Origin of the sequence: Rheinheimera sp., from assembly GCF_037442525.1 — a bacterium.
GTDB lineage: Bacteria > Pseudomonadota > Gammaproteobacteria > Enterobacterales > Alteromonadaceae > Pararheinheimera.
This window is the reverse complement of the sequence record NZ_JBBIQD010000001.1, coordinates 109,264-125,457: the sequence shown is the minus strand read 5'-3', so window position 1 is coordinate 125,457 and position 16,194 is coordinate 109,264. Positions and strand designations below refer to the sequence as shown.

The following is a 16,194-nucleotide window of genomic DNA, read 5'->3' as shown; positions in this document are numbered from 1 at the left end:
AAAATTTAATAAAAGGTTACTTTGGTTTTAGCGGGAAGCAGCTGGTTGGTTGCTTGGGCATGACACCGCAACAGGCGTTCCCATCAGCATAAAACATGCTGGGGCACCGGATGGCCCCAACAGACAGCTGTTGCTGCGCCCTACAGAAACAGTTCCGCAGCGATCCGGTAACTGTGCTGGCGTGCGTCTGGGTCGTGCATCAGGCAGGTCAGCATCAGCTCGTCAGGTTGATGCCGGCTGACAAAATCCTCTATACCTTGTTTGACTGTGGCTGCATCCCCCACCACATTGCAGGCCAGTGCCTGGTTGACATAGGCTTTTTCATGCGGCAACCAGATGTCGTCCATACTGGCGACCGGGGGCGGTAGCTGACTGGCCTGACCCCGCGCCAGGTTGACAAACTGCTGCTGGGCAGAGGTAAATAATAGCTGCGCCTCAGCCGTGCTGTCTGCTGCGTACAGATTCAGTGCCAGCATCAGGTAGGGTTTGTCCACCTGGGCCGACGGCCTGAATTCCTGGCGGTATAACGCAGAGGCCTGTGTCATCAGCGCAGGGGAAAAATGAGAGGCGAACGCATAAGGCAAGCCCAGCTGTGCCGCAAGCCTGGCGCCAAACAGGCTGGAGCCAAGGATCCACAAAGGCACATGCAAACCCTGTCCCGGTACCGCCAGCACTTCCTGCCCGGCGGAGGCATTGGCAAAATACCGCTGCAGTTCCTGCACATCGGCCGGAAACTGCAGATCAGCGTTTGGACTGTGCCGTCGCAGAGCCTGGGCTGTGGTATGGTCACTGCCTGGCGCCCGGCCCAGACCCAAATCAATCCGGCCTGGATACAGAGTGGCCAGGGTTCCGAATTGTTCAGCTATCACCAGTGGCGAATGATTCGGCAGCATAATGCCACCGGCGCCCAGCCTCAGGGTGGAGGTGGCAGCAGCCAGATGGCTGATCAGCAGCGACGTCGCTGCGCTGGCGATACCGGGCATATTGTGGTGTTCGGCCAGCCAGTACCTGTGGTAACCCAGTTGCTCAGCCTGTTGGGCCAGGGCTTTGCTGGCGGCGAAACTGTCAGCAATGCTGTAGCCGCTGGAAACGGGGGCCAAATCGAGAATGGATAAAGGAATCATCAGAGCTCCAAAAAGCGGCCTGTGAATTTTTGACCGCTTGGTATAAAACTACTGATGCAATGGGGGTCGGCTGCCATCCTTTCAAGAATTCTGCGTTTAATGGCCGCTGACAGCAGAGCAGGGCTATAGCTGTGTACTGAAAGCCTCCACCCAGCCCTGATAAACATGTACCCCTATCAGCACATTGACCGGGAAGGTAATGCCCAGGGAGGCCAGCATGGCCAAGCCAATATTGGCGTCCGGAACACTGGCCCGCACTGCTGCCGGGGCTGCAATGTAAGAGGCGCTTGCAGCCAGAGTGGTTAACACCAGCAGTGAACCTGAGGGCAGCTGCAGAAGCAATCCCAGGCCTAAACCCACAGCGGCCAGTGCAAAAGGTGCAACAGCGGCAAACAGCATCAGGCGCCAATGTGCCCAGGGGAGCGGATGACAGACTTTGGCGGTGCAAAGCCCCATTTCCAGTAAGAACAGTGCCAGCATGGTTTTAAAGCCACCAATCAGCGCCGGCTCAATTGGCGCCAGGCCTTCAGGCCCATACACATAGCCAATCAGCACCCCACCACCCAATAACAAAACGCCGCGGCTGGTCAGGGCTTCCCGCCAGATTTGGCTTTGTTTGCCCTGATGGGTCAATGCACCATAAAGCCCCAGCATAATAACGATGGCCGGCAGTTCCAGCATCACCAGGTAGAGTGTGGTTTCAGGCAGCAGCACCAAACCGGATTTCTCCGCCAGAGCCAAAACCACAGCAAAAGTACCGGCACTGACGGAGCCATAATGGGCGGCAATACTGACCGCATCGGCATTGTTCAGCCGGACCAGGTAACGCAGTAGGGGGTAACACAACAAGGGAATAGCAATCCCCATGGCAGCCACACTCAGCAGATCCGGCAGCATGGCCAGGCTGGCCTGCCCATGCAGGGCTAAACCACCTTTTAAACCAAGCACCAGCATCAGCAGAATGGATAAGGTTTCATAAATGGACTGAGGGACTTTCAAATCTGACTTTAACAGACCGGCCAGCAGACCAAAGGCAAAAAACGCAATCACAATATCAGGCATATCACACCCCTTATCAAAACTGGCTGGGCATTTTGCCTGCCTTTGGGTATATTTGATAATTAATTGTTTTGAGGTATCGCATAGATAATTATCAATATGAATATCCGGCATTTAACCTTCAGATTGTTACAGGTGTACCAGCAGGTCGTGCGCACGGGCTCTGTTTCTGCTGCCGCCAGAGTCTTGCATCTGACCCAGCCGACCGTCTCTTTGCAGCTAAAAAAGCTCACTGAGGAAATTGGCGAAACCTTATTGGAACATAAGGAAGGCAAACTGGTACCTACCTTTGCCGGTCAGGCCCTGTTTCAGGCGGCCAGCGATCTGTTCAGCCGTTTTGATGACTTGGCCAATGAACTGGCTGACGCCAGAGGCGGGCAGGCGGGCAGGCTCAGTATTGGCATTGTCACCACGGCCAAATACGTGATGCCAGCTATTCTCGGCGCCTTTGATCGGGCTTATCCCAAGCTGCAGGTGACACTGAATGTGGGGAACAGAGCGCATATTCTGCAGCGTTTTGCCGCACAGGAAGACGACCTCTACCTGTTCAGCCAGCCGCCCAGTGGTGAATTGGTGCAGGCCGGCCGTATTATGAAAAACCCCTTGCAACTGATTGCCCCCCTGGACCATTGGGCAGCAGCGCAGCCACAGCCTTTGCAGTTTTCCCAGTTAAAAAATGAGCGGTTTTTAATACGTGAACCTGGTTCTGCGACCCGAATGCAGTTTGAAGCCTGGCTCAGTGGCCAGGGCATTGAGCTGACCCGCACTATGCAGATTGAAAGCAATGAAGCGATCCGGCTTGGGGTGGCGTCGGGGCTGGGGCTGGCCGTGTTGTCGGATTACACCTTAAAACACGCTATGCAAGGTTTGACGCTTATTGACGCTGTGGGCTTTCCGTTGCACAGCCACTGGTATCTGGTGGCGCGTAAAGACAAACGCCTTGGGGCGCCGGCCCAGCGGTTTATTCAGTTTCTCGCCAGTCAGCTGCAGTCTTGTGTCGACCCTAACCAGGTCGTCAGTGATATACAGCAGCTGCCTGAGCATTTTGTTTTAACCTGAAAATGTAAAAATAAAGTTTATAAGGTAAGTAAATTGTCATCTTTGTTGTCTAGTATAAAGCCGCAGCCAGGGAGGCAGAACAAAATCACCAGGGAGGTACAGGCATAACAACAAAAAATGGGAATAGTGATGAAAAAATTTGCTTTACTGGGTCTGGCGCTCTTCAGTGCAGCCAGCTCAGCCAACCTGCTGATCAGCGAAGTGCTGTACGACGCACCCACCAACGACAACACCGAAGAATTTGTCGAGCTGTACAACACCAGCTGTAGCAGCATCAATTTGCAGGGGTTCAGTCTGCAGGACAATGGCGGCAGCTTTGCGTTATCCGGTACAGTTCCAGCACGCAGTTACTTTTTGGTTGCCAAAAACACCAGTGCATTTCAGTCCCTGTTTGGCGTCAGTCCACAGCAATCCGGCATGACGTTGGCCTTTGGCAACAGTGGCGATTATGTACGGCTTAAAAATGGCAGCACTGAAGTGGATGCAGTGGGTTGGGAAGGCGGTTTGTCCGGCTGGAACCTGAATGCCGTCGATAAATCCATCAGCCGAACCAGCAGCACCGACAGCAATTCGCCAGCCGATTGGTCCGTGTCGGCAAGCACAGGCAACCCGGGCTCTGGTGTGTTCAGCACAGACTGCGGTGGTGGCGGAGAACCCGGTGGTGACCCTGTCAATGAAGCCGAGTATTATGCTGCCGCAGCTGGCAAAAGCGGCAGCCAGCTGAAATCGGCGTTAAACGGCATTTTACGGGGGCACCTGCGGCTGAGTTATGCGGACGTCTGGACGGCACTGGAATACACAGACGAAGATCCGAGCAACAGCAACAATGTGATTCTGCTGTACACAGGCCGCTCTCAGGCCAAGAGCTTCCGTGCGGGGGCCAGCACGTCTCAGGACGCCTGGAACCGTGAACACGTCTGGGCGAAAAGCCATGGTTTTCCCAATGAAAGCCAATACGCGTACACCGATATTCACCATTTAAGGCCAGCCGACGTATCGGTGAATTCAACCCGCGGCAATAAAGACTTCGACCTCGGCGGCACCGAAATAGGCGAAGCGCCAGGCAATAAAACTGACAGTGACAGTTTTGAACCGCGCAATGCTGTTAAAGGGGATGTGGCCCGCATGATGTTCTATATGGATGTGCGTTATGAAGGCGGCGACGACAGCGGGGTGGCTGATCTGGTGCTGCGCAACTATGCGCCAACAGGCAGCAGTGCGCCAGAGATGGGCAAACTCTGTGTCTTGTTGCAGTGGCACCTGCAAGATCCGGTGGATGCCACCGAAATCCGCCGCAACAACCGCATTTACGAACGCCAGCAAAACCGCAACCCCTTTATCGATAACCCGCAATGGGCTCAATCGATTTATGGTGCCGCCTGCGGTCTGTAACCAGAGTGAAAAGCCGAGGACCCCAAAAAGCCCACTGAGTGGGCTTTTTTCTGCTTTGATTCTGTTGCTACTTGTGACGGGGTCTTTCTGCTGGCATTATGGTTTTTTGTGCATCTGGACTTCTATATGTCTTTATGGATCCCTTTTACCTTGTTGGCGGCGCTGATGCAGGCTATCCGCAATGCGCTGCAAAAGACCTTATCGACACAAACCTCGGTACTGGGCGCCACGCTGGCGCGATTTCTGTTTGCCAGCCCGCTGGCGCTGCTCTACCTGCTGGGATTGTATCAATGGCAACCTTATGACTGGCCAGAAATCTCGGTTGCCACTGTCGCTTATGTGCTGGGCGCGGCCGTGATGCAAATTCTGGCGACTGCACTGATGGTCAAACTCTTCACCTGGAAAAACTATGCCATTGGGGTGGGGCTGGCCAAAAGTGAAGCTGTGTTGGCCGCACTGCTTGGTGTGGCCTGTTGGCAACTTGAACTGAGTGCCCTTGGCTGGTGCGGCGTGGTACTTGGCAGTGTAGCGGTATTTTTGCTGGCAGGGGCCAGCAAAACCAAAGCGTTCAGCTGGCCTGTGCTTGGTTTAGGTTTAGGCTCTGGCCTTGCGTTTGCACTGGCCGGGCTTTGGGTGCGAGACGCGGCGCTGTCGACGGGCCTGGTGTTTTTGCCTGCTGCGGCCTGGGTATTGCTGGCGGTGATCCTGACCCAAAGCCTGTTGCTGGGCAGCTGGGTGCTGTTGAAAGAGCCCGCCACCCTCATCACCTTATGGCGTTGTCGGCGCCTGACTTTTTTCAGCAGCCTCACCAGTGCACTGGGCTCATTGGGCTGGTTTACCGCAATGAGCCTGCAAAGCGTGGCTTATGTCAAAACGCTGGGGCAGGTGGAAGTGCTGTTCAGCCTGGTGATTTCCACTCTGGTGCTCAAAGAGCGGCTAAAAACTGGCGATCTGGCCGGTTTGTTGTTGGTGGTGGCAGCAGCTGTGCTGGTGATGTGAGCCTGATCCAGGTCCATACGCTCAGCCCTTTTGCTGTCAGCGCAGTTGCGATCAGCGTATTTGCCGTTACACTAGGGCCGATTTAAGCGCCTGCATTGCACAACCCAGCAGATTACAAAAAGGCGCAGCCAGAATGGAGCCTCAGTACCATGTCGTTAATTTCTGCCGGACAAGCATCAACCCAACTTCAGGCGACCGCCGATTTTCTTACCCTGACCCGTGAGCAGCCAGACCAGTTGCCCGCTTTCGAATTTCAGCTGCCCAATGGCACCCACATTGCCGTCTGGCATACAGGAGTGTTAGTGGCAGAGCCTGCAGAACCTGGGGCGCAAGACATCGTATTGTCCTCTGGTATCCACGGCAATGAGACGGCCCCGATCGAACTGTGCAATGCGATACTGCGTGATGTGTTGCAACAAAAACTGCATCTGACCGAGCGGGTGTTGTTTTTATTCGGCAACCCCTGGGCCATCAACGCCGGAGTTCGGGAAATTAAAGATAATTTAAACCGGCTGTTTTCCGGCCACCACAGTCAAGACGGCATCTCCAGCAGCGAAGGCGGCCAGAGTAAAGAGCGTGAACGGGCGAAACTGCTGGAAGAGAGTGTGCTGAAGTTTTACCAGCAGGCTCCCGCTGGCGAGCGGGTTCGCAAGCTGTATGACTTACACACCGCCATTCGTGGCTCGCGTTTTGAAAAGTTTGCGGTCTATCCGTTTTTGCATGGCAAAAACTGGAGCAAAACTGAACTGCAATTTCTCAAAAGCTGTGGCATTGACACCTTCTTGCTGATGCAAAGCCCGGCCAGCACCTTCAGTTATTTTGCGGCGCAAAGCTGTCAGGCCCATGGCTTTACGCTGGAACTTGGCAAAGTGCGGCCTTTTGGGCAGAACGATTTAAGCCGCTTCAGTGCCGCCGATAGCGCGCTGCGGGCTCTTATCAGTGGTCAGCCGCTGCAGTTTCCTGAGTTTACCGAAGCCGACTTTAACTTTTACGAAGTACGCCGCGCCATCAACAAACAAACCGACGCTTTCAGGTTGTGTTTTGCAGACAGCATCGAAAATTTTACCAGTTTCCCGGTTGGCACTGTGCTGGCTGAAGATGAAGGCGTGCAATACCAGGTTGAAGTCGAAGGCGAAGCGGTGATTTTCCCTAACCCGAAAGTCGCTGTGGGGCAGCGGGCCATGTTGCTGGTGAAGCCGGTATCTGTGGCCGGCAAAGTTGGCTGACGGCGAAAAAAAACGCAATCAGTACAAAATGCCATACAGCAAGCAGCCTTCAGGGCTGCTTTTCTGTGCACTCTTGGTTGCAATGCAGTTTACGTAAAGGTAAAGTTGCGGCCGTTTACTCGAAATAGAAAGAACTAAAGAAGGTCGGTTCAGGCCTCAAATTGTCAGGGCTCCGGGGGCAATCAAAGCGTTCGCGTTTTGTGTTGTACTCTGGGTGACCATCGTCTGACGGAAACAACCAAAAGAGACACCTATGACGAACCCGAATAATGCCACCATATCCACGGTGCACAGTGCTGGCTTTACCAGCGGCTATGCGTTAGAAATTCCCACCCTGCGAGTGCTCAAAGATGATGGCACTGTCTATGAAGGCGCAACCCTGCCTGAACTAAGCAAAGAGCAGGCGCTGAAAATGTACGACACCATGCAGTTTATCCGTGTGCTGGACGAACGTATGCTGGCGGCACAACGTCAGGGCCGTATCAGCTTTTATATGCAGTGTCTGGGCGAAGAAGCGGCCACCATCGGCAGCGCAGCCGCTTTGCATGACCAGGACATGATCATGGCACAGTACCGTGAGCAGGGGGCATTGCGTTACCGGGGTTTTAGTCTGGAACAGTTTATGAACCAGCTGTTCTCCAATGAAAAAGACCTGGGCAAAGGGCGCCAGATGCCGGTGCATTATGGCAGTAAAGACATTTATTACATGACCATTTCGTCGCCGCTGGGCACCCAAATCCCGCAGGCGGCCGGTTATGCCTACGCACAGAAGCTGCGTGGTTTGCCCAACATCACCTTGTGTTATTTTGGCGAAGGGGCCGCCTCAGAAGGCGATTTCCACGCCGGTCTGAATATGGCCGCAGTACACAATGCTCCGGTGATTTTCTTCTGCCGTAACAATGGTTACGCCATTTCAACCCCAGCCAATGAGCAATTTAAAGGCGATGGTATTGCCTGCCGTGCTGTGGGCTATGGCATGAAATCCATTCGGGTTGATGGCGCCGACATTATGGCGGTGTACCAGGCGACCAAAATGGCCCGTGATTATGCGCTGGCACACAACGAACCTGTGTTGATTGAATCTATGGCGTACCGGCTGGGCGCACACTCCTCATCAGACGATCCAAGCGGTTATCGTTCGAAAGAAGAAGAAGAACTGTGGCGTAAAAACGATCCGGTCTCGCGTTTCCGTCTGTGGCTGGTGAAACAGGGCTGGCTGGATGAAGAAGCCGACAAAGCCAAACTGGACTTATTGCGCCAGGAAATCCTCGACGCACTGAAAGTGGCGGAAAAAGTCGCCAAACCAGGTATTGAACACCTGATGTCAGACGTTTATGCCGAGCCTATTCCACTGCTGAACGAACAACTCGAAGAACTCAAAGCTCATATCAGAAAATACCCGGATGCCTATCCGGTGACGGCGGGGAGATTAGACTAATGGCCAAAATGAATATGCTGCAGGCGATTAACAACGCGCTGGATTTAGCGATGGCCAAAGACGACGCCGTGGTCTGTTTTGGTGAAGACGTGGGTTACTTTGGTGGGGTGTTCCGAGCCACCAGCAAACTGCAGGAAAAATACGGCAAAGCCCGCTGCTTTAACACGCCTTTGACTGAACAGGGCATTGCCGGTTTTGCCAATGGCATGGCGGCGCAGGGCATGAAACCGGTCGCTGAAATTCAGTTTGCCGATTACATTTTCCCGGCTTTTGACCAGCTGGTGAACGAAACCGCCAAGTTCCGTTACCGCTCAGGCAATGAGTTTAACGTGGGTGGTCTGGTCATTCGTAGCCCCTACGGCGGTGGTATTGCCGGTGGTCATTACCACAGCCAGTCACCAGAAGCTTATTTTGCCCACACGCCAGGCCTGAAAATTGTGGTGCCGCGTGATCCGGCTCAGGCCAAAGGTTTATTGCTGGCGGCTATTAACTGCCCGGATCCGGTGATTTTCTTTGAACCTAAGAAACTCTACCGCGCTTCTGTCGGTGAAGTACCGGAAGAGTACTACGAGCTGCCAATTGGCCAGGCCGAAGTGGTGAAGGAAGGCAAAGACGTCACTGTGCTCGCCTGGGGGGCGCAGATGGAAATTATCCAAAAAGCGGTAGAGATGGCTGAAGCCGATGGCATCAGCTGTGAAGTGATTGACCTTCGCAGCATTCAGCCCTGGGACGCCGACACCGTCGCTGCTTCAGTGCTGAAAACCGGCCGTCTGGTCATTAACCATGAAGCGCCGCTGACTGGTGGTTTTGCCGCAGAAATTGCCTCGACCATTCAGAAGCGCTGCTTCCTGCACCTGGAAAGCCCGATTGAACGGGTGTGCGGTCTGGATACGCCTTATCCGCTGGCGCTGGAAAAAGAATACGTGGCCGACCACCTGAAAACCTACGAAGCCATTAAACGCTCGTACCATTTCTGAGGGCAGAACTGATGAAAAAAGATTTTATTCTGCCGGATATTGGTGAAGGCATTGTTGAATGCGAAGTGGTGGAATGGCTGATTAAAGAAGGCGATACCATCAAAGAAGACCAGCCGGTCTGTGATGTGATGACCGACAAAGCGCTGGTGCAAATCCCGGCTGTGTATGACGGTGTGGTTACTAAGCTGTATTACCAGAAAGGTGATATCGCCAAGGTGCATGCACCGCTGTTTGAAATGCAGCTGGCCGGCACTGCGCCTGCCGTTGCCGCTGTGGCGGCGCCGCACGCTCAGGCGGCGGTTTCTGGCACAGTGCTGGAAGACTTTATCCTGCCGGATATCGGCGAGGGCATAGTGGAATGTGAAATCGTTGACTGGCTGGTGAAAGAAGGCGATGTTTTGGCGGAAGATCAGCCGGTCTGTGATGTGATGACGGACAAAGCCCTGGTGCAGATCCCGGCCAAACATGCTGGCAAAGTGGTGAAACTGTATTACGCCAAAGGCGAAATTGCCAAAGTACATAGCCCTTTGTTTCAGCAGCAAATTGCCGGAACTGGCGCCTCTGCTACAGCGCAAGTAGCTGCGCAGACCGCAGCTTGTCCTTTAGCTGCTAAACAGCAGTCTTCAGCGCCTGTTGCCTTCGTTTCCTCAGGCAAAGCCGTGGCAAGCCCGGCCGTGCGGCGTTTAGCCCGGGAACTGGGTGTCGATTTAACCCAGGTGCCAGGCTCGGGCGACAAAGGCCGGGTCTATAAGCAGGATGTACAGGCCTTTGCCTCAGGCGCCGCAGCTCCTGCCCAGGCAGCCGCGCCGGTGGCAGTTGCCACACCGGCCTCCAGTGCAACCGCAGGTGGCAGCCGCAAAGAGCCAATCAAAGGCGTGAAAGCGGCGATGGCACGGCAGATGATGGAATCGGTGTCGACCATTCCGCATTTTACGTACTGCGAAGAAATCGACCTGACCGACCTGATTGCGCTGCGCCTGCAGCTGAAAGATCAGTACGCCAAACAAGGCGTGAAACTGACCATGATGCCGTTTTTTATGAAGGCCATGTCGCTCGCGCTGCAGCAGTTCCCGATTTTAAACAGTCAGGTGAACGCCGACTGTACCGAGCTGACCTATTTTGACGACCACAATATTGGTATTGCGGTGGATTCCAAAGTCGGTCTGCTGGTGCCGAATATCAAAGGCTGTCAGGACAAGTCCATTCTGCAGATTGCCACTGAACTGACCAAACTGACCGAGGCGGCGCGCGAAGGCCGTGTCAGTCCGGCCGATTTAAAAGGCGGCACCATCACCATTTCCAATATTGGTGCCATTGGCGGTACTGTGGCGACCCCCATTATCAATAAACCGGAAGTGGCCATTGTGGCGCTGGGCAAAACCCAGCAACTGCCGCGTTTTAATGCCAAAGGCGAAGTGGAAGCCCGTTCCCTGATGCAAATCAGCTGGTCCGGCGATCACCGCGTTATTGATGGGGGCACCATTGCCCGTTTCACCAATTTGTGGAAGAGCTACCTGGAGCAACCGGCTTCGATGTTACTGAGTCTGCGTTAAGCGCTGGCTTCCACCCGGTATTTTTGTTAAAACCCTGCCATTGCAGGGTTTTTTATTGCGCCAGAGCAAAGCATTCGATGGAAAAACATCAGTTACGGAATTTTTATATACCGGAAGAACAGTCGGTTTATCTGCTCAACGCCAATGACGCGAAAAAGTTAAAGGACTGGGTGGCGCTTTGTATGTCGGAGCTGGAAAAACTGGGGTATCGCCAGATCGAACTGGTTGGCAAAGGGGCGTATGGCTTTGTCTTTGCTGGCCTTGACAGCAAAGACAACCAGGTGGTGTTTAAATTCAGCCGGGTTAATTTACCACCTCATATTCAGGAGCGGCTGGCCGATGAAGCCTATATGCTGTCGCAGCTGCAGCACCCGAATGTACCGCCTTACCTGACCTATCAGTTGGTGAAAAAGCAGGGCATTCTGATGATGGGCCGTGCCAAAGGCATGGACCTGGAACACTACAGCCTGCGTCATGGCCGCCTGCCGGTGCGTTTATTGCTCAATATTGCGGCTCAGCTTGCCAGCCTGTTGCAGGTGCTGCGGTCGCATCAAAAAGATGGCGAGCCTGCGCCTTTGGTGCATGGCGATGTGAAACCGTCCAATATTGTCTATGACGAAAGCTCAGGTCAAATCAGCCTGGTCGACTGGGGCTCGTCGGTGTTTGCCCAGCTGGATGCGCAGGGACAGTACATCTGCAACAATGTGATGCAGCTGATGTCCTCCGATTTACAAACGACCAATGCGCGTTTGGGCGATGTGTATTTTATTGGACCAGAGCAGCGCAGCGGCGCCTTATCCAGCCCACGTTTTGACGAACAGGGGGTGGCCAGCACTTTGTATGCGCTGGCGTCCGGCCAGTCCTGTCGTTTTGGCCGTAAGGCTATTCCGGCGCGTAGCCTGGGTTTACCGGTGGAGTTTGCCACCTTGCTTGACAGCCTGCTGGCCGACGACCCGCAATTAAGGGCGCAGGCTGGCGATTATTTTCTGCAGCGCATGCCACAGCTCAAGCAGCTGGTGACGCCTGACTTGCCTTTATTGCCGACCGCGGCTCAGTTGCCGGTACGGGTGGAGGTAAAAAGGGCGGAGTTGGATACAGTGGTGTACTCCTCCCGCAAGTCCTTCCTGCGTGAACACAGTGACGAAGAAGGCATTCAGTATGTCGACGATGTGCAGCTGGAGCGTTACTACAAAAATTACCTTGAAGGCATGGGCGAAACGGAAAAAGCCTTTGTGGCGGCTGTCAGTCGTTTGGGCCGTTACCCGGTCACAGGAGGCCTTGCTATTCACTGGCGGGCGGACGGGGTCTTTATTGATTCAAGCCTGAACCTGTTTGACGACAGCCTGCAGCAGGCTTTTGTGGTGGCGGTGAACAATATGGTGCAGCTGGCCAGGGCCATTGCCAAAGTAGGGGTGTTTAAGGCCTGTTTATTTGATGCGCGCCAGACCATCCACCTGGCCAGGGACCAAATGGATCAGGCCTTTGTGGTGCCAGCCGGTACCAGAATTCAGTATCAGGTAGGACAGAGCCTGCCAGATGAACCCAGTGCACAGCACAGTTATTTTGAAGACGGCAAAGATCCGGATGAACAACTGGTGTTGCCAGATGCCATTATGGCGGACCTGGCGGCATTGAACCTGATCCGTCACACCGGCTGTATTATTTTTGAAGTGACGGCCTTTTATATGAAAATACACAATTATTTTCGTTTGCTCGACCCGGGCAAAGAGCAGGAGTTTGCGTCGTTGCTGGCCGATATTCTGGCCAAAGTGCCGCTGATCCAGGGCGAAGGGGTGGGCGGTTTTATGAAACTGCCACACAAAGAAACCCGCCGTTTCAGTCATCAGGCCCAGCAACAGGTCTGTTATTATCCGGCCAACCCGCTGGCCTATGTACAACCCGGAGTTGAGTGATGCGTTTGCTTGTTGTTGTCTTGATATTTTTAACTGCTGCAGTGAAAGCCGACCCCCATAGTTTCAGTAATTCAGATTTGGTCTCCCATCCACACCTGCATCTGGATCTGACCGCCGACTTTGCCAAAAAACAACTGTCTGGTTTTGTCGAGCTGGAGCTGGAATGGCATCATCCGGATACACGTGAACTGGTACTGGACAGCCGTGATTTAACCATTGGGCGCGTTATGGGGCAAACAAGCGAGGGAAGCTGGCAGTTGTTGCCGTATCAGCTGGGCGCCAAACAGGCCGACCACGGTCAGGCGTTGATTATTGCCTGCCAGCAGCAATACAACAAAGTGCGGGTCTATTACCAGACCAGCCCCAATGCGTCGGGCCTGCAGTGGCTCAGCGCTGAACAGACCACAGAAAAGCAGCAGCCCTTCCTGTTCAGCCAGTCGCAGTCCATTCATGCGCGCAGCTGGATCCCCTTGCAGGACACACCGGAACGTCGGCTGACCTTCAATGCCCGTATCCATACACCCAAATCATTGCTCGCTGTGATGGGTGCTGACAACAGTGCCAATACTGAACGGGACGGGGATTACCAGTTTAAGATGCCTCAGCCAATCCCGGCTTATCTGATTGCGCTGGCGGTCGGCGACTTGCAGTTTAAAGCCATGTCGGATCGCACCGGGGTCTATGCGGAAGCCGCCTGGCTGGACAAAGCTGTCGCCGAGTTTGCCGACACCGAACAGATGATGCAGGTGGCAGGGCAGCTTTACGGTGATTATGCCTGGGGCCGTTACGACATTCTGGTGTTACCGGCCAGCTTTCCGTTTGGGGGCATGGAAAATCCGCGGTTGTCTTTTATTACGCCGACCGTCATTGCTGGCGATAAAAGCCTGGTCAGCCTGATTGCCCATGAGCTGGCGCATTCCTGGTCGGGCAATCTGGTGACCAATGCCAGCTGGCACGAGCTCTGGCTCAATGAAGGGTTCACCAATTATGTAGAAAACCGCATTATGGCCGCCGTCTTTGGTGAAGACCGGGCTTTGCTCGAGCGCCAGCTGGCGGTGCAGGAACTGCAGGCTGAATTAGCGGCACTGGACCCGGCAGACACCCGACTGGTGACCGATTACACAGGGCGGGATCCGGATGAAGCCTTTACTCAGGTGCCTTATGTCAAAGGCATGTTGCTGCTGCAGTTTCTTGAGCAGCGTTTTGGCCGTGAAAAATTCGATGCCTTTCTGAAGCACTACTTCGCCAATTTCGCCTTTCAAAGCATGAACACCGAGCGCTTTTTACGTTACTTGCGCCAGACCTTATTGCAGCAGCCGGACACTGTCAGTTTTGGTGAAGTATTGGAGTGGCTGAATCAGCCAGGTCTTGCCAGTACTTTTGTGGCGCCAGAGTCCGATGCCTTTGCCCAGGTTGACCAGCAGGCCAGCCAGTGGCAACAAAGTAGTGACCTGAGCAAATTGCAGACACAAGACTGGTCGATTCACCAATGGTTACATTTTATTCATCAGCTGTCTGCTAGTGTCCGCCCTGAGCAACTGGCGGCGCTGGATCAGAAATTTGGTCTGAGTCAGAGCCAGAATGCCGAGATTGCCTCCGCCTGGTTTAAGCAGGCCATCAGCCGCAATTACCAGCAGGCATTGCCGCATATCAAAACTTTTTTACTGAAGGTTGGGCGGCGCAAGTTTGTGGTGCCTTTGTATCAACAACTGGCCGCTATGCCGGGTGGTAAAGCCATGGCGCTTGAGATCTACCAGCAAGCCAGGGGCGGCTATCACCCACTCACTCAGGTGGCCGTCGAGCGGGTACTGAAGCTCTGATTTCAGGTCAGGTTCAGTCAGCGCCTGCCAGACTGCCCCTGACGAACTGAAGGAGAATATCAATGAAAACCTACCCTCTGGTGCTGAGTGCACTGTTGTTTGTATGCCCTTTGTGGGCGGTTGAACCCCAAACGCCGCTGGTGTCGGTGTCTGGGTCTGCGGTGCTGCAGGCTAAACCCGATGCGGTGAAGCTGACGATGCTGATCCAGCAAAAATCGGAGCAGGTCAGTACCGCCAAAACTCAGGTCGACGAGCAAACGGACCAACTGAGTAAAGCCTTGCTTAAGTTGGGGATTAAACCGGAGTTTTTCAGTAATGCACCGCTGCGTATCCAGCCGGATTATCAGCACGACCCTGAACAAAAGCTGCCGCAGCGTTATCTGGTGGCGCGGGAAGTGAACGTCACCTTGCAGGACTTGAGTCTGTACAGCACTGTGTTGCAAAAAGCCGCCGATCTGGGGGTGACACAGCTGAATCAGACCGAGTTTCTGGTCAGTGATGCACCGAAGCTGTATCAACAGGCCTTGTTGGATGCCTATGCCAATGCCCGTAGCAAAGCAGAGTTACTGGCCAAAGCCAACCAGATGACACTCGGCAGCGCGCAGCGCATTCAGGAGCAGGGCTATGCTCCAGCTCCTGTCATGCGCATGACCAAAGCGATGGCCGACAGTGCGGAAGTGGCCTTTGGTCAGACCGATATCCGTGCTGAAGTGTCGGTTGAGTTTGAAATGACCAAACCTTGATGCCACGGGACCAGGGAGCATAAACTTTTCTGCCCAGAGGTTTAAATTTGCCGTTAAACCAAGTAATGTAAGGGCCTTTGAAGTCTGGGTAGTAAAAGAGTTCATGAGCGAAAGCAAAGCTGAATTTTATGCGTTGTTGGTCCAGCAGGCCAAAGCACTGATAGAAGATGAACCTGATCTGGTCGCCAATATGGCCAACCTGAGTTCATTGTTATTTAATGAAATGCCTGATCTGAATTGGTCAGGCTTTTATATTTTAAGAGGCGACACCCTGGTGCTGGGGCCTTTTATGGGCAAGCCTGCCTGTGTGCGTATCCCCGTGGGTAAAGGCGTTTGTGGCACTGCAGTGTCGAGCGGTCAGGTGCAATTGGTGAAAGATGTGCACGAATTTCCTGGCCATATTGCCTGCGACGCTGCCAGCAATTCAGAAATTGTGCTGCCTGTGCGCCTGCGCGGCGACATTATTGCGGTGCTGGATATCGACAGCCCCAGCCTGGCACGTTTTGATGCAGAGGACCAACAGGGGCTGGAGCAACTGGTGGCTGTGTTTGAACTGCACCTGGCCGCTACTTTATGAAAGATTTAACCAGTGTGCATGACTACCTGCTCAGTCCCGGCGATGTCGGGGACTGGGAAGGGGAAGAAGAGCTGGTCGCAGATAAAATCAATGCCGTGTTCCATGCCGTCTGGCAACAGTTGCCAGAGGACAGTCCGCTGGCTGTGATTGACGAGTTGATGCACAGTGTCTGGAACGAACTGCGCGGTGGTTATGTGCTGCTGGAAGCAGATGAAGACGAACTGGTAGACTGGGCTCTGGCCTATGTAGACCAACGATTAGAAGAAGGTGTGGATCCAGACGATCCTGCCGAAGATGATGAAGAAGAGTAATTT

General features: G+C 54.0%; 14 protein-coding genes. 12 read left to right on the top strand and 2 right to left on the bottom strand.

Features of this window, described 5'->3' with window-relative positions; genetic code table 11:
* Positions 1 to 140: 140 nt before the first annotated feature.
* Both WKJ03_RS00550 and WKJ03_RS00545 read right to left on the bottom strand, forming a co-directional pair.
* Positions 141 to 1,124 (bottom strand): LLM class flavin-dependent oxidoreductase, encoded by a 984-nt coding sequence (locus WKJ03_RS00550; RefSeq protein ID WP_337840201.1) that lies wholly within the window; start codon positions 1,122 to 1,124, stop codon positions 141 to 143.
* Positions 1,125 to 1,247: 123 nt separating this feature from the next.
* Positions 1,248 to 2,186 (bottom strand): sodium-dependent bicarbonate transport family permease, encoded by a 939-nt coding sequence (locus WKJ03_RS00545; protein WP_337840200.1) that lies wholly within the window; start codon positions 2,184 to 2,186, stop codon positions 1,248 to 1,250.
* A 96-nt stretch (positions 2,187 to 2,282) separates the two neighbouring features.
* Here WKJ03_RS00545 and WKJ03_RS00540 point away from each other — a divergent pair, with 96 nt between their 5' ends.
* The 12 genes from WKJ03_RS00540 to WKJ03_RS00485 all read left to right on the top strand — a co-directional run bounded on the left by WKJ03_RS00540 (position 2,283) and on the right by WKJ03_RS00485 (position 16,191).
* On the top strand, positions 2,283 to 3,242 hold the full coding sequence (locus tag WKJ03_RS00540) for a LysR family transcriptional regulator (protein WP_337840199.1): 960 nt from the start codon (positions 2,283 to 2,285) through the stop codon (positions 3,240 to 3,242).
* Between the two features lie 129 nt (positions 3,243 to 3,371).
* The gene (locus WKJ03_RS00535) at positions 3,372 to 4,634 is read left to right on the top strand and encodes an endonuclease (protein WP_337840198.1); all 1,263 of its coding nucleotides are present in this window, start codon (positions 3,372 to 3,374) and stop codon (positions 4,632 to 4,634) included.
* Between the two features lie 126 nt (positions 4,635 to 4,760).
* The gene (locus WKJ03_RS00530; protein WP_337840197.1) at positions 4,761 to 5,633 is read left to right on the top strand and encodes an EamA family transporter; all 873 of its coding nucleotides are present in this window, start codon (positions 4,761 to 4,763) and stop codon (positions 5,631 to 5,633) included.
* Between the two features lie 149 nt (positions 5,634 to 5,782).
* Entirely contained in the window at positions 5,783 to 6,859 is a 1,077-nt protein-coding gene (astE, locus tag WKJ03_RS00525; protein WP_337840196.1) for a succinylglutamate desuccinylase, read from the top strand.
* 253 nt (positions 6,860 to 7,112) lie between these two features.
* Positions 7,113 to 8,297: a thiamine pyrophosphate-dependent dehydrogenase E1 component subunit alpha gene (locus WKJ03_RS00520; RefSeq protein ID WP_337840195.1), complete on the top strand. Its 1,185-nt coding sequence runs from the start codon at positions 7,113 to 7,115 to the stop codon at positions 8,295 to 8,297.
* The gene (locus WKJ03_RS00515; RefSeq protein ID WP_337840194.1) at positions 8,297 to 9,274 is read left to right on the top strand and encodes a transketolase C-terminal domain-containing protein; all 978 of its coding nucleotides are present in this window, start codon (positions 8,297 to 8,299) and stop codon (positions 9,272 to 9,274) included. Before WKJ03_RS00520 ends, WKJ03_RS00515 begins: the two co-directional genes overlap by 1 nt.
* Before the next feature lie 11 nt (positions 9,275 to 9,285).
* Positions 9,286 to 10,827: a dihydrolipoyllysine-residue acetyltransferase gene (locus tag WKJ03_RS00510; RefSeq protein WP_337840193.1), complete on the top strand. Its 1,542-nt coding sequence runs from the start codon at positions 9,286 to 9,288 to the stop codon at positions 10,825 to 10,827.
* Positions 10,828 to 10,904: 77 nt separating this feature from the next.
* Positions 10,905 to 12,740 carry a protein kinase gene (locus tag WKJ03_RS00505; protein ID WP_337840192.1) on the top strand — a complete coding sequence of 612 codons (1,836 nt, stop codon included), beginning with the start codon at positions 10,905 to 10,907 and terminating at the stop codon, positions 12,738 to 12,740.
* Positions 12,740 to 14,560: a M1 family metallopeptidase gene (locus tag WKJ03_RS00500; RefSeq protein ID WP_337840191.1), complete on the top strand. Its 1,821-nt coding sequence runs from the start codon at positions 12,740 to 12,742 to the stop codon at positions 14,558 to 14,560. Before WKJ03_RS00505 ends, WKJ03_RS00500 begins: the two co-directional genes overlap by 1 nt.
* 62 nt (positions 14,561 to 14,622) lie before the next feature.
* Positions 14,623 to 15,303 carry an SIMPL domain-containing protein gene (locus tag WKJ03_RS00495; RefSeq protein ID WP_337840190.1) on the top strand — a complete coding sequence of 227 codons (681 nt, stop codon included), beginning with the start codon at positions 14,623 to 14,625 and terminating at the stop codon, positions 15,301 to 15,303.
* Positions 15,304 to 15,406: 103 nt separating this feature from the next.
* A complete protein-coding gene (locus WKJ03_RS00490) occupies positions 15,407 to 15,880 on the top strand; it encodes a GAF domain-containing protein (RefSeq protein ID WP_337840189.1) in 474 nt (157 codons plus the stop codon).
* Complete coding sequence (locus WKJ03_RS00485) at positions 15,877 to 16,191, top strand: hypothetical protein (protein WP_337840188.1); 315 nt, start codon at positions 15,877 to 15,879, stop codon at positions 16,189 to 16,191. Before WKJ03_RS00490 ends, WKJ03_RS00485 begins: the two co-directional genes overlap by 4 nt.
* Positions 16,192 to 16,194: the final 3 nt, after the last annotated feature.